Source organism: Bacillus sp. 05T31, assembly GCF_056396725.1.
Genome location: NZ_JBFTMA010000047.1, coordinates 1 through 12,734, shown reverse-complemented (window position 1 = coordinate 12,734; position 12,734 = coordinate 1). Strand labels below are relative to the sequence as shown.

The 12,734-nt window shown below is 36.5% G+C and carries 14 protein-coding genes, 2 pseudogenes and 1 riboswitch; of the genes and pseudogenes, 9 read left to right on the top strand and 7 right to left on the bottom strand.

Features of this window, described 5'->3' with window-relative positions; translation table 11 throughout:
- The 3 genes and pseudogenes from AC1DJR_RS05255 to AC1DJR_RS05245 all read right to left on the bottom strand — a co-directional run.
- Positions 1-154 (bottom strand): annotated as a pseudogene (locus tag AC1DJR_RS05255) (aldo/keto reductase); the annotation flags it as partial.
- Positions 155-284: 130 nt separating this feature from the next.
- Positions 285-809, bottom strand: coding sequence for a GrpB family protein (locus tag AC1DJR_RS05250; RefSeq protein WP_060749660.1), 525 nt, complete (start codon positions 807-809; stop codon positions 285-287).
- A gap of 68 nt (positions 810-877) precedes the next feature.
- Complete coding sequence (locus AC1DJR_RS05245) at positions 878-1,141, bottom strand: YqkE family protein (RefSeq protein ID WP_427283614.1); 264 nt, start codon at positions 1,139-1,141, stop codon at positions 878-880.
- A 201-nt stretch (positions 1,142-1,342) separates the two neighbouring features.
- Between AC1DJR_RS05245 and AC1DJR_RS05240 the strand changes: the two genes are divergently transcribed.
- The gene (locus tag AC1DJR_RS05240) at positions 1,343-2,932 is read left to right on the top strand and encodes a bifunctional metallophosphatase/5'-nucleotidase (RefSeq protein ID WP_477002160.1); all 1,590 of its coding nucleotides are present in this window, start codon (positions 1,343-1,345) and stop codon (positions 2,930-2,932) included.
- A 169-nt stretch (positions 2,933-3,101) separates the two neighbouring features.
- Positions 3,102-3,413 (top strand): ferritin family protein, encoded by a 312-nt coding sequence (locus AC1DJR_RS05235; protein WP_429687754.1) that lies wholly within the window; start codon positions 3,102-3,104, stop codon positions 3,411-3,413.
- Positions 3,414-3,462: 49 nt separating this feature from the next.
- Here the strand turns inward: AC1DJR_RS05235 and AC1DJR_RS05230 are convergent, their stop codons facing one another.
- Positions 3,463-3,939 (bottom strand): ribbon-helix-helix domain-containing protein, encoded by a 477-nt coding sequence (locus AC1DJR_RS05230; protein WP_002014948.1) that lies wholly within the window; start codon positions 3,937-3,939, stop codon positions 3,463-3,465.
- A gap of 131 nt (positions 3,940-4,070) precedes the next feature.
- Here AC1DJR_RS05230 and AC1DJR_RS05225 point away from each other — a divergent pair, with 131 nt between their 5' ends.
- Together AC1DJR_RS05225 and AC1DJR_RS05220 are read left to right on the top strand one after the other, a co-directional pair.
- Positions 4,071-5,069, top strand: a complete 999-nt coding sequence (locus AC1DJR_RS05225) for an alpha/beta fold hydrolase (RefSeq protein ID WP_193662406.1) — start codon at positions 4,071-4,073, stop codon at positions 5,067-5,069.
- Between the two features lie 119 nt (positions 5,070-5,188).
- The gene (locus AC1DJR_RS05220) at positions 5,189-6,508 is read left to right on the top strand and encodes a Na+/H+ antiporter family protein (protein WP_002014950.1); all 1,320 of its coding nucleotides are present in this window, start codon (positions 5,189-5,191) and stop codon (positions 6,506-6,508) included.
- Between the two features lie 25 nt (positions 6,509-6,533).
- On the opposite strand, the gene AC1DJR_RS05215 is transcribed toward AC1DJR_RS05220, so the two are convergent.
- The gene (locus tag AC1DJR_RS05215) at positions 6,534-7,460 is read right to left on the bottom strand and encodes a LacI family DNA-binding transcriptional regulator (RefSeq protein ID WP_002014951.1); all 927 of its coding nucleotides are present in this window, start codon (positions 7,458-7,460) and stop codon (positions 6,534-6,536) included.
- A 114-nt stretch (positions 7,461-7,574) separates the two neighbouring features.
- Entirely contained in the window at positions 7,575-8,051 is a 477-nt protein-coding gene (locus AC1DJR_RS05210; RefSeq protein ID WP_289404608.1) for a GNAT family N-acetyltransferase, read from the bottom strand.
- 82 nt (positions 8,052-8,133) lie between these two features.
- On the opposite strand from AC1DJR_RS05210, the gene AC1DJR_RS05205 reads away from it, so the two are divergent.
- Complete coding sequence (locus AC1DJR_RS05205; RefSeq protein ID WP_477002159.1) at positions 8,134-9,057, top strand: alpha/beta hydrolase; 924 nt, start codon at positions 8,134-8,136, stop codon at positions 9,055-9,057.
- A gap of 10 nt (positions 9,058-9,067) precedes the next feature.
- On the opposite strand, the gene AC1DJR_RS05200 is transcribed toward AC1DJR_RS05205, so the two are convergent.
- Positions 9,068-9,313: a DUF2552 family protein gene (locus tag AC1DJR_RS05200; RefSeq protein ID WP_002014992.1), complete on the bottom strand. Its 246-nt coding sequence runs from the start codon at positions 9,311-9,313 to the stop codon at positions 9,068-9,070.
- Positions 9,314-9,599: 286 nt separating this feature from the next.
- On the opposite strand from AC1DJR_RS05200, the gene AC1DJR_RS05195 reads away from it, so the two are divergent.
- The 4 genes and pseudogenes from AC1DJR_RS05195 to ribBA all read left to right on the top strand — a co-directional run.
- Positions 9,600-9,806, top strand: a complete 207-nt coding sequence (locus AC1DJR_RS05195; protein ID WP_001151582.1) for a CDGSH iron-sulfur domain-containing protein — start codon at positions 9,600-9,602, stop codon at positions 9,804-9,806.
- 190 nt (positions 9,807-9,996) lie between these two features.
- Positions 9,997-10,140, top strand: a riboswitch (FMN riboswitch).
- Between the two features lie 309 nt (positions 10,141-10,449).
- The gene (ribD, locus tag AC1DJR_RS05190) at positions 10,450-11,562 is read left to right on the top strand and encodes a bifunctional diaminohydroxyphosphoribosylaminopyrimidine deaminase/5-amino-6-(5-phosphoribosylamino)uracil reductase RibD (RefSeq protein WP_002138225.1); all 1,113 of its coding nucleotides are present in this window, start codon (positions 10,450-10,452) and stop codon (positions 11,560-11,562) included.
- Positions 11,544-12,188 (top strand): riboflavin synthase, encoded by a 645-nt coding sequence (ribE, locus tag AC1DJR_RS05185; RefSeq protein WP_002088492.1) that lies wholly within the window; start codon positions 11,544-11,546, stop codon positions 12,186-12,188. Before ribD ends, ribE begins: the two co-directional genes overlap by 19 nt.
- Positions 12,189-12,200: 12 nt before the next feature.
- A pseudogene (gene ribBA, locus AC1DJR_RS05180) lies at positions 12,201-12,734 on the top strand (bifunctional 3,4-dihydroxy-2-butanone 4-phosphate synthase/GTP cyclohydrolase II); the annotation flags it as partial.

Here is a 12,734-nt window from a genome sequence, read left to right as displayed (position 1 = left end):
CATATACAGTTGCTGTATCAATCGAACGGTATCCAACTTCTAATGCTGTTTTTACTGCTTGTTTAACCTCATTGCCTTCTTTCGCTTTATAAACGCCTAGACCAATCATCGGCATTTTCACACCATTATGAAGTGTAGTTGTTGGAATATGCACAGTCTTTCTCCCTTTCATTGTTACATTTTTATAAACCACAACTTTATTTCAACAAGATTCATCCAAAAAGTCAAAACATACGTACAGTTTACATAATACTTTTATACACATTTAAAAAAATAACGTGAACTCAGTCATTCACGTTATTTCCTTTCCATTCTTTCGCTTTTTCATCAACATTACGTACAAACTCATTTTTTCCTTCCGTATACATCGTGCCATCATATGTATATTTTTCCGCTAGTTCTTTCTTTAAATTTGCATATGCCTCTGCTTCTTCGCAATGAGCCATCATGTAATCACGAAACGATAAATGCCTTGTAATCTCAGGATTCCCTTTTTCAAATACGTGCAAATGATACGAGCGTTTCTCCTCAGTTCCATGAATAAAAAAACGACGACCTGAAATACCATTTTCCCCTTTCACGATGTAACCAAGCTCTTTAAATCGCTCATTCCAATGATCTACTCTGTCGATACTCTCTACTTCCATAATCATATCTATAATTGGTTTAGCTGCTAGTCCTGGCACTGACGTACTTCCAATATGATGGATTTTTACCGTTTCTGGCATCGCCGATTTTAATCTTTCGGCCTCCATTTGAAATTTCTCACTCCAATGATTTTCATACGGAACGACTACAATTTTCCTCATTCTAACTCCCCTTTTCTTACAAACTCGTCAAAAAAATGATCAGCGGCATTTCACTGATCATTTTTTTATTATTTAAAGTCTTTCCAAGTAAGGCTACTTTCACTTAACAGTTCTTCAAATGATTTATTCTTTTCACGTTCTTTTTGTTCCTTACGCTTTCTTTCTTGTTCTGCTGCCTCTTTTTTCTCTTCTCTCACTTGCAACTCTTTTTTCTTATTCTTTAATTGTTGCATTARCGAATCGTTCAATTGATCACCTAGTGTAAGTGATTCTTTCTCTGGTTGATTCATTTGAGAGTTTCTTTGTGTTTGTCTTTGCTTCTTTTTCTTCATACTATTCACCTTTTACTTTTTTCTCCATTATAGAGGATACATGATGAAATCGACAATAAAAAAGGTTCCCTACTCTATTATTTATCTTTTGTAAATATGTTAATTTTTCGAAAAAACTAAATTTTTGTATAGATATAATCCTAGTAATCTATTAAAATTATGTCGTATGATGTCAGATTATAAAAAAAGGAGAAATTAATTATGTGGAAAAAAATTATTCCTGCTGTTGCTGTTTTAAGTACTATTACTTTTTCAAGCGTATTCGCCGCTCCTCCATCTCAGACTCCTGCCGAACAAAACCGATACATAGACGTACAAATGCTTGGTATTAATGATTTACATGGTCAACTAGATACTGTAAAAAAAGTTAACAATAAAGAAGCTGGTGGCGCTGATTATTTAGCTACTTATTTAAAAGAACGCAAAAAACAAAACCCTAATACACTTCTCGTACATGCCGGTGATATTGTCGGAGCCAGCCCACCAGTTTCCGCATTATTACAAGACGAACCAACAATTGAATTTTTAAATGACTTAAAGTTTGATGTTGGTACAATTGGAAATCATGAATTTGATGAAGGCATTGATGAAATGCGACGCCTCATTTATGGTGGATATCATGAAAAAACAGGGAATTTCAAAGGAGCAAACTTCCCTTATGTCGCTGCAAACTTCTATAATAAATCAACTGGCCGCTTATTTTTACCACCATTTACTGTAAAAATGGTAGATGGAGTTCCTGTAGGATTCATYGGAGTTGTTACAACGGATACACCRAATGTCGTTATGCCWACTATGCTWAARAATGTASAAATYACTGATGAAGTAGAAGCTATTAATAAATCTACTCAGCAATTAAAGCGTCTCGGTGTTAAATCTATCGTAGTCCTTGCACACGTTGGAGGTACAACTGATGACACTGGTGTAACAAACGGTGACCTTACTCGCATTGCAAATGAAACAGATCCMGAAGTTGATGTTATTTTCGGCGGACATAGTCATACGTACGTAAATGGTACTGTAAATAATAAACTTATCGTGCARGCGAACTCTTACGGGATGGCTTTCTCTGATGTAGATGTAACGATTGATAGAAAAACAAAAGATATTGTGAAGAAAAAAGCTGAAGTTATTACAACGTACCATGAAGGTGTAGAGCCTGATAAACAAGTAAAACAAAAGTTAGATCAATATAAAGAAAAAATCGCACCTCTTGTAAATGAAGTAGTCGGAAAATCTACAGCACCTATCGACCGTAAACAAAACGATGCTGGTGAATCTACACTTGGAAATTTAGTTGCGGATGCCCAGCGCCAAACTATGCAAACACAAATCGCTCTTATGAATCCTGGTGGAATTCGTAATGATCTAGACGCTGGAGATATTACATGGGGCGAATTATACGGCATTCAGCCTTTCGGAAACCAATTAATTAAAGTAGATCTAACAGGTCAAGAYATTCGTGATATWTTAAATCAACAATGGCAAAAAGRMRYAACRAGAATGCTTCAAATTTCAGGKATYCAATACACTTGGGATGCAAATAAACCAAATAACGAAAAGGTTACGAATATCCGTTTAACAAATGGTGAAGAATTAGTTCCCTCTAAAACGTATAGCGTAGTTGCAAATGCTTTCCTAGCTTCTGGCGGTGATGGATTCGTATCCTTTAAAAATGGAAAAAATGCTAAAACTGGTCCAAACGATTTTGAAGCATTAGTCGATTATGTAAAACAAGTGAAAGAACCAATTCAGCCGATTATTGATGGACGTATTCAAAAAAACAATTAAATACTATTCAAACTAGTGCGTGACACTCGAAAGAAGAAGCTCCTTTTATATGCAAGGAGCTTCTTCTTTTAGAGTCATACGTATTGTCATTCTTCTAGTACAGTAAAGGATACGCACATAGCCCCTTGTTTCTTCGTAGTATATAGAAAACTATAATGGGAAGATTTGTATGTATTTCTATCAAACAATGACGATACATTGTATTGACAAACACATTCGTAGTATTGAGAAAGCAATTAAYGGAGAATATAGCGCCATTCATTTTTATGCTAGATTAGCTACTTTAGCTCCAGACATAAATGAACGAACTCAAATCCTTGGAATTCGGCAAGATGAGCAACGAACAGTTGATTTTTACTTAGAAATTGCTGACGAAACGACAAATCAACAAGTGAAAGAAACATTTCGGCGCGCAGCAGCTGATGAACAAAATCATGCCGTTTGGTTCCTATATTACTTTTCGAAACAAAACAAAAAATGAAATAAAAGAAAGGATACACGCTCTTATATGGAACATAGTATCCTTTCTTTTATTTCTCTGGATACGTTTCATGATTAACATCATACCGTTGCAAAAATTCCTGTAGTGCTTCTTCTACAATTTTAGACTTTTGAATCCCTTTTGATTCCGATATAACATCTAGTCTTGCTAATACTTCTATATTAATCGAAAAGGTTCGTTTCTTTTTCTCTGTGCTCTTACTTATAATTTGAACACTTACTTCTTCTCTTTTTCTTAGCAATTCATAAATGCTTTGTAATTGTTCATAAATTAGTAATTGATAGTCTGTTTTTGCATATTGAAGGGCAGTAGCTTCTTGGATTTGCAAATGACGTGGCTCTTCGCCATCACCTATAAAGATACGTTTTTTCTGCTCTCCATCATATTCATATCCAATCACCCTTAATTTCTTTGATAATGTATATGGGCTCATTTCAAGCCGTTTCGCTATAATAGCGATTGATTCGCGTCTATTTAAAGAATCAATAATTTCTCCAATTGTCACATTCTCCCTCCTCTCTTAATCGCCTAAACTTGAAATCAAACCAGTATGTTATGATACAATGATTTTCTAGTAGTATATGCAAAAGAAAGAGCCTGTGCGATTCATACCATTTAAGAAAAGGAGGTTTACATATGCTTTTTCGTAGCCACACCCCTCAGTTTTACAACGAAAAGAAGCAACTAATCCCTAACAGTATCGCTACGATAGAAAGCGTTATGATTAATGACCGGAAACAATCTCTCCTTATACGCGGCCAAAACGTGGAACAGCCTATTTTATTATGCTGTCACGGCGGCCCTGGTATGGCACAAATCGGCTTTATTCGCCATTTTCAAAAAGAGTTAGAAAAACACTTTATCGTTATTAATTGGGATCAGCGAGGGGCAGGTAAATCCTTTTTATGGCGGGACATCCAAACAAATCTTACGATTGATCAATTTTTTTCAGATGCAAAAAAGGTTATTCAATATCTTCTCAAACGCTTTAATAAGCAAAAACTATTTCTCGCAGGTCATTCTTGGGGAAGTATTATCGGACTACAAATCGCTAATCAATGTCCCGAATATATAGAAGCATACATCGGCATCGGTCAAATCGTACATATGAAGCAAAATGAAGAATTACTATATCAACATTTAATTAGCTCTGCCAAAAAACATGACCATAAAAAGGCATTAGCTTCTCTTTTAAAATTAGGGAAACCACCCTTTTTAGATACGAGACGCCTCATTATTCAAAGAAAGTGGCTTGGTACATTCGGAGGAGCAATCCAAAATGGATCTTCCTTTTCTTTCATACGAAAAGGCTTCTTTTCTCCTGAATATACGCTATTAGATTGGTTCAAATTTCTCGCAGGAAATTTAAAATCCGGAGTTTTATGGGAAGAGATGCTGACAATCGATTTCTTTTCATCTATTTCAAGTTTATCTGTTCCTGTTTATTTTTGTTCTGGCCGCTATGATTATCAAACTCCTTATGCACTCGTTCAACAATATTGCGATGTCATTCAAGCTCCTATTAAAAAGATGATTTGGTTTCCAAACTCGGCACATTCTCCAGATTTAGAAGAGCCTGAGTTATTCGCTAAATCTTTACAATCAATTAAACAAGAACTATCTTTTCAACATTAATAACAAAAGGCGCTTTTACATTTCATAGAAAACATTTTATAATGATATGTCGCAAGTATATGTCACTACAAACACTTGCTTGCCTTAACAGAATAAAAATTAGGGAGATTACATTTATTATGAACGCTGTACTCATCGCAGTAGCAGTCATGCTACTGCTTAGTTTGTTACGTGTCCAAGTCATTGTCGCCATTATCGTTGGAGCTTTAACAGGCGGACTTATCGGCGGACTCGGTATTTCAGAAACAATTAGTACTTTTACAGCCGGTCTTGGGAACAGTGCTCCTATCGCATTAAGCTACGCAATGCTCGGTGGATTTGCTATTTCCCTTTCAAAAACAGGACTTCCTGATGCAATGATCCAATCAGCTTTAAAATGGATCGGCAACGAACAAGACACGAAAAAACAAGTCTATTCTAAAATACTTATATTATTTATCATTTTAACAATGGCTTGTTTCTCACAAAATATTATCCCTGTTCATATCGCCTTCATCCCAATCTTAATTCCAGCACTTTTAAAAGTATTAAATGAGCTGAGGGTGGATCGTAGGCTTGTAACATGTCTTATTACATTTGGGTTAATTACCCCTTACATGTGGGTTCCAGCAGGGTTCGGAAAAATTTATCATGACGTATTGCAAACAAATGCTGCGCAAAGCGGTCTTACATTTGATGTCGCACTTATTCCAAAAGCGATGACTATTCCAGCAATCGGTATGATTATCGGATTATGTGTAGCGGTTTTCATTACATACCGAAAACCACGTACATATGAAACAGAACAAATTCATTCTGCACAGAATGAAATCGTTCCCTATACGAAAAGAAGCATTACTTTGGGTTTATTATCAATACTCGCTACATTAACTGTGCAATTAGCAACAGAATCAATGATTTTTGGTGCTTTAGCAGGTATTATCGTCTTATCAGTTAGCGGTAGCCTCCCTCTTAAAGAAGCCGATGCTATTTTAACGAGTGGAATGCGTATGATGTCCTTTATCGGATTTGTTATGATTTCTGCCGCTGGATTTGGCGCTGTTCTTCGAAAAACTGGACATGTTGAATCTCTTGTGCAAACGAGTGCACATATAATCGGAAATAATAAACCGCTTGCTGCATTTCTTATGCTCATTATTGGACTTCTCGTTACGATGGGAATTGGCTCTTCCTTTTCAACCATCCCAATCTTAACAACAATTTTCGTACCATTATGCGTCCAGCTCGGATTTAGTCCCATGGCTACAATCGCAATTATCGGTACAGCTGGTGCACTTGGTGATGCRGGTTCTCCAGCATCTGATAGTACACTTGGACCAACGTCCGGTTTAAATGCTGATGGTCAGCACCATCATATATGGGATACATGTGTCCCAACATTTCTACACTATAATATACCGTTRCTTATATTCGGCTTTATTGCCGCAATTACACTATAAAAGGTGCGTTTTAAAAACGCACCTTTTACTTTGTTGTTTCTCTCTCAATGCACCTAAATTCTGTTTCCACTTCTTCTTGTCGCACTTGTTTCTTCTTTATTTTTCCTATTAACTGTTGAAAAGCTATTTCCCCATTTTCTTCGATATAACTTCCAATCGTCGTTAATGATGGACTTATCCATTCACCCTCTACACTCCCGTTAAATCCAATGATTTGTAACTTACCTGGTATATGAATATTAAGAGTTTTCGCCGCCCTGATTAGCTCAATAGCGACCTTATCACTTGAAGCTACAACCCCATCTATGTATGGATGCTTTTGTAACAATTCAAGAAACTGTTGATTCGTATACCCTTGTACAATTTCCTCTCGATAAGAAAGTCCTTCTTTCCAAGCAGTATCTAGAAATCCTGCCACATGCTCTTCCATTTCTTCACTCTCTACTCCCTCACCGATATAAGCAAGAAACTGGCAGCCTTTCTCTTTTAATAAAGAAACAGCTTTCTGTCCACTTTCATAATAGCTCATAAGAGATTGTCGTTCTTCAAGCACAGCGAAAGGAAGTGAGATTTCTCCTATACTTCGAAAAACAGATTTCGTCATTATAACGCCTGCAATGTTATTTTGTTCCAACATATCTATGTATCTATTCTTATTTTCTATATTACAAACTATTACTTGATACCCTTCTTTGTATGCTATTTCCTCAACGAAACGGAGCAAAGTGATGTATGATGGATTATGCAAATTATCTACAAGTAATGCAATCACCGTTGAAGGCTGTTTAAATAAAGGCTTTGCTGTAGCATTCGGTCTATAATGTAATTCTTCAATTGCTTTTTTTACTTGTTTGACCGTATCTTCATGGACATATCCTTTTTCGTTAATGACTCTTGAAACGGTTGCGACTGAAACACCGGCCAATTTTGCAACATCACGTATAGTTGCCACATCGTCACCCCTTAATATGGTAATAGATTACAATTTTAAATTAAACCAAAATATAACATTCGTCAAGGTTATTGTTTTATATTTCTGAAAATTGTTACACAATTTCCACTCTACTCAGAAAATATACTCCAGCTGAATTTCATGTGAAATCGCAATATTATCATAACCAATAAACGGAATTTCTTTCTTTATTTTTCGTGCTTCCTTTACCGCATCAATATACAAGTTCGTCATCATGAAGTTATGTTTTTGATAAAAACGAAGTGCGTTCATATTATCATTCGTCGTAATAAGCCACACCTTTTTACATTCGTTCTCTTTTGCCACTCGCAATACACCATCCACCAGTTTTGTACCAATCCCCTTCCCTTCCTCAAAACTATTTAACGATACAATTTCACACATGTTTTCTATCACTTTATATGTTATAATTCCCACTATTCTGTTATTTCTAAGTGCAATAAAACCAGGTAATTCTTCTAATTGATGTACTCTGCCTCGCGAGACCATCATTGAGCTTCCCCAGTTTTCACACATAAAATCCTGAATTGCTTCTTTCATTTCTGGTGTGATTTTTTGTATATGAACCATACACGATTTCTCCCCTTTTCACATCATTGTGATACAATGTTAGTGTATCACATGTAGAGGTATTTGGAGGATGAGGTAAAGTATGAAACGTTTTTTTACAGCATTGTTTACTATACTAGGTGCACTAACTGCGATTGGGATTTTCTTTACAAATAAAGTTATGTACTTGAAGAAAAAAACAGAGGAAGAAGTTTTAGAACGCGAAACGAAAAAGCATTTTCATTTGGACGATTTTAAGGCTATTCAAAAAGAAGAGGTTCACATCCCTTCTCAATTCGGATACGAACTTCACGGATATTACATGCCAGCTGGTCATTCCAATAAATTTATGATTTTTTGCCACGGTGTGACTGTAAATAAAATGAATTCCGTTAAATATGCAAACTTATTTTTAAATAGAGGATATAACGTATTTATTTATGATCATCGCCGTCATGGTAAAACCGGTGGTAAAACAACAAGTTATGGCTATTATGAAAAACATGATTTAAAGTCAGTCGTTGACTGGCTAAAAGATCGTTTCGGAACGAATATTACACTCGGAATTCATGGTGAATCTATGGGTGCTGCAACTMTTCTTCAATATGCAGGACTTGTAGAAGATGGTGCTGATTTTTATATTGCTGATTGTCCTTTCTCTGATTTTTATGGACAGTTACAACATCGTTTGAAAGTTGAGTTTCATTTGCCAAAATGGCCTTTATTACCTTTAGCAAATGCCTTTTTAAAAGTTCGTGATGGCTATACAATTCGTGAAGTTTCACCAATTGATTGTATAAAAAATATTAACAATCCGGTTCTCTTTATTCATAGTAAAGATGATGACTATATTTTATCTGATATGACGAAATCACTTTATGAAGCGAAAGAAAATAATAAACAGCTTTATATTGCAGAACATGGTGCACACGCTTGCTCTTATAATGAAAATAAAGAAGAGTACGAAGATGCCATCGATCAATTTTTAAACACATATGTAAAAGAAACAAAAAACAGGCTTGCATAAGCCTGTTTTTTTACTGCGCTAAAACGTCTGTAACCTGTTCCATATTTTCAGAAATCCACTTTACTGCCTCGTCTAGCGTTGGGAATTCCGTCGTTTGAAAAGTTACCTCATCTTGAAGTAACCAAACATCTTTCGGTTCTTGTCCTACACCTGCGATTGACCAATGAAGTAAACTATATGGATGATTATCATTCAAAAATGATGCCCATGTGCGCTCATTTGCAATATTTTGTAGTGTGTGTAATTTTTTATCCATCTTTCGTCACCTTACTCTAGTCAGTTATAAAAACTATTATAACACTCTCTTCTCTTTCAAACAAAGTGCTCTTTTTATCCCGCTATTTGCGGGCAGTAAGACTCCCACCTCAAAATTCAGCTTAGGCAAAGAAGTAAGGTGGGAGATTAACTGCCCGTAAACGCCCGATTGGTGCGGGCTGATAATCAGTGGGGATGCCCCCACTGATTATTAGTTGAACTTTATATTGTCAAGTACTCTCCCTAATTATATGATGAGAGTAAGCGTTTGGAAAGGAGGGATAACGTTGGCAAAAGTACAAATTAAAGTGAATGATAATGGCTCTTTTCGCGTTACAGGGGACGTGGAATTAGTTGACTCACAAGGGAATGTATTCCCAGCAAAACCAGCATTTTCTTTATGTCGTTGTGGTTTATCAAAAAACATGCCTTATTGCGATGCTTCGCATAAAGGCAAATTCGAGTCTGTTGTTAGAGCACCAGAGGCAGAATAAATATTTAAAGAGCATGCACATTTATTTGTGTATGTTTTTTCTTTTGATCAAAGCCTATACAGCCCTTCCCCTTTCAACATTTCTATTACTTTCGTCCCCATTCAAATCGGCATATATTTTCAAACAATTCTTCACATTCGAACATTTTTTACTATGCTTTTTTCTTTTTTGTGCTATAATGTGAGCAAACAACATCCTTCGGGGTCGGGTGAAATTCCCAACCGGCGGTGATGAAGCGATAGCTTCTAAGTCCGTGACCCGTTTTCAACGCGAAAACGGTGGATCTAGTGAAACTCTAGGGCCGACAGTATAGTCTGGATGGGAGAAGGATATGTTTTCTAGTAATTTTATATAGCGAATACACTTTTATTTCAGTATGCATATTTTTAAAGTTTCATTTTGAATCTTTATATATGTTTTATTTTGTATACTTATGTTTCTATACTGAAATAAAAAGATACGACTAGCGTTGAAAGAATTTGATATTTTGCTAGGTTTTTTCCTTATGCCAAAATATCAGTCATCGTTAGGTTTCTTTYCTATACTTTCGTATTCGAACTATATTTCTAGAAATCACGTCTCCCAAACCCCAAGGATATAAAATCCTTGGGGTTTTTTGATTTTTTCAGGAGAGGTGAARAGAATGACAGATCAAGAATATATGAGGATTGCCTTGCAGTTAGCACAAGGAACATCGGGACAAACAAGCCCAAATCCTATGGTTGGTGCCGTTGTTGTTAAAGATGGAAAAATTGTTGGAATGGGTGCCCACATGCGTGCTGGTGAAGAACATGCTGAAGTTCATGCTCTTCACATGGCTGGTGAAAGAGCAAAAGACGCTACCGTTTATGTAACACTTGAACCGTGTAGCCATTTTGGAAAAACACCCCCTTGCTGTGAATTACTCATTGAAAAAGGAGTTCAGCGTGTTGTAATTGCTACTCTTGATTGCAATCCACTCGTTTCCGGCAATGGAAAAAGAATATTAGAAGAAGCTGGAATTAAGGTGACTACTGGTGTTCTTGARGCGGAAGCMACTTTATTAAATCGATACTTTTTTCACTATATGAAAACGAAACGTCCCTTTGTAACAATAAAAACAGCAATGAGCTTAGATGGAAAAACAGCAACTGTAACCGGTGAAAGTAAGTGGATTACAGGCGAAGAAGCACGCGCTGACGTTCACCAATATCGTCATATACATGATGCTATTCTAGTCGGTGTGAATACAGTTCTAACTGATAATCCACACTTAACAACACGAATTCCAAACGGAGGTAAGCATCCTATACGCGTTATTTTAGATACCCACTTACGAACGCCGCCATCTTCTCATGTCATAACAGATGGCTTAACTCCGACATGGATTATTGTCGGTAAGGATGTAAACAAAGAGAAAATAGCGTCTTATGAATCTAACAATATAGCTGTATTCCAAATGAAAACACAGCAAATTGAAATACAAGATGTCCTATCCCTACTCGGTGAGAAACAAATTCTTTCTCTGTTCGTTGAAGGTGGTCAAACGGTGCATGCAAACTTCTTAAAAACAAATAGTTTTAATGAAATCGTGACCTATATAAGCTCGAAATTAATTGGTGGAAAAGATGCACCCACCTTATTTGGCGGAGCTGGTTTTTCGAAGTTACAAGATGCACTTTCCTTAACAATTCAAGAGATGAAACAAATCGGTAATGATATAAAAATTGTTGCAACCTTAAAAAGCGAGGTAACGGAATGTTTACAGGAATCGTAGAAGAGTTAGGAACGATATCAAGCATGACTCAAAGTGGTGAAGCAATGAAGCTAACTATTAGCGCAAAGCAAATTTTATCGGATGTCAAATTAGGTGATAGTATCGCAGTTAACGGCATTTGCTTAACAGTAACTACTTTTACGACTACTTCATTCACTGTCGACGCAATGCCTGAAACAATGAAAGCAACATCACTTCGTATGCTAAAGCCAAGTGCCAAAGTGAATTTAGAACGGGCGATGGCTGCAAACGGACGATTCGGTGGACATTTCGTCACCGGACATATCGATGGCATCGGTACGATTTTAACTAAAAAACAACATTACAATGCCATCTATTACAAAATAGCAATTTCTGATGAATTACTACGCTATTGTTTGCATAAAGGATCCGTTGCTGTTGATGGCACTAGCTTAACAATATTTGATATAGACGAATCTTCAATTACAATTTCACTCATCCCCCACACAGTAAGCGAGTCTATAATCGGAGAAAAAAAAGCCGGGGACATCGTAAACATTGAGTGTGACATGATTGGAAAATATATTGAACGCTTTATCTCAAAGCCCGCAAAAAGAACTGGTTCAATGACCGAAAGCTTTTTACAAGAAAACGGATTTCTATAAGGAGGAAGCACAATGTTTCATCGTATTGAAGAAGCTCTAGAAGATTTAAAACAAGGAAAAGTTGTTATCGTATGTGATGATGAAAACCGAGAAAATGAAGGCGATTTTATTGCTTTAGCAGAGTACATTACACCAGAAACGATTAATTTTATGATTACACACGGTCGTGGTCTCGTTTGTGTACCCATTACGGAGGAGTACGCAGAACGTCTACAGTTAGAACCAATGGTATCTCATAATACAGATTCACATCACACTGCGTTTACAGTGAGCATTGATCATGTTTCTACAACAACAGGGATTAGTGCTCATGAACGTGCAACTACGATACAAGAATTGTTAAACCCTGCATCAAAAGGCGCTGATTTCAATCGCCCTGGACATATCTTTCCATTAATTGCGAAAGAAGGCGGTGTACTGCGCCGTGCTGGTCATACAGAAGCCGCTGTCGATTTAGCCAAACTTTGCGGAGCAGAACCAGCTGGAGTCATTTGCGAAATTATAAATGAGGACGGTACGATGGCACGTGTACCTGATTTACTAGAG

What these genes read in the sequence shown, in the direction of transcription:
- AC1DJR_RS05250 (WP_060749660.1), bottom strand. Translation starts at nt 809, where the DNA reads ATGAGGAAAATTGTAGTCGTTCCGTATGAAAATCATTGGAGTGAGAAA.
- AC1DJR_RS05225 (WP_193662406.1), top strand. Translation starts at nt 4,071, where the DNA reads ATGCTTTTTCGTAGCCACACCCCTCAGTTTTACAACGAAAAGAAGCAA.
- AC1DJR_RS05210 (WP_289404608.1), bottom strand. Translation starts at nt 8,051, where the DNA reads ATGGTTCATATACAAAAAATCACACCAGAAATGAAAGAAGCAATTCAG.
- AC1DJR_RS05200 (WP_002014992.1), bottom strand. Translation starts at nt 9,313, where the DNA reads ATGGATAAAAAATTACACACACTACAAAATATTGCAAATGAGCGCACA.
- ribE (WP_002088492.1), top strand. Translation starts at nt 11,544, where the DNA reads ATGTTTACAGGAATCGTAGAAGAGTTAGGAACGATATCAAGCATGACT.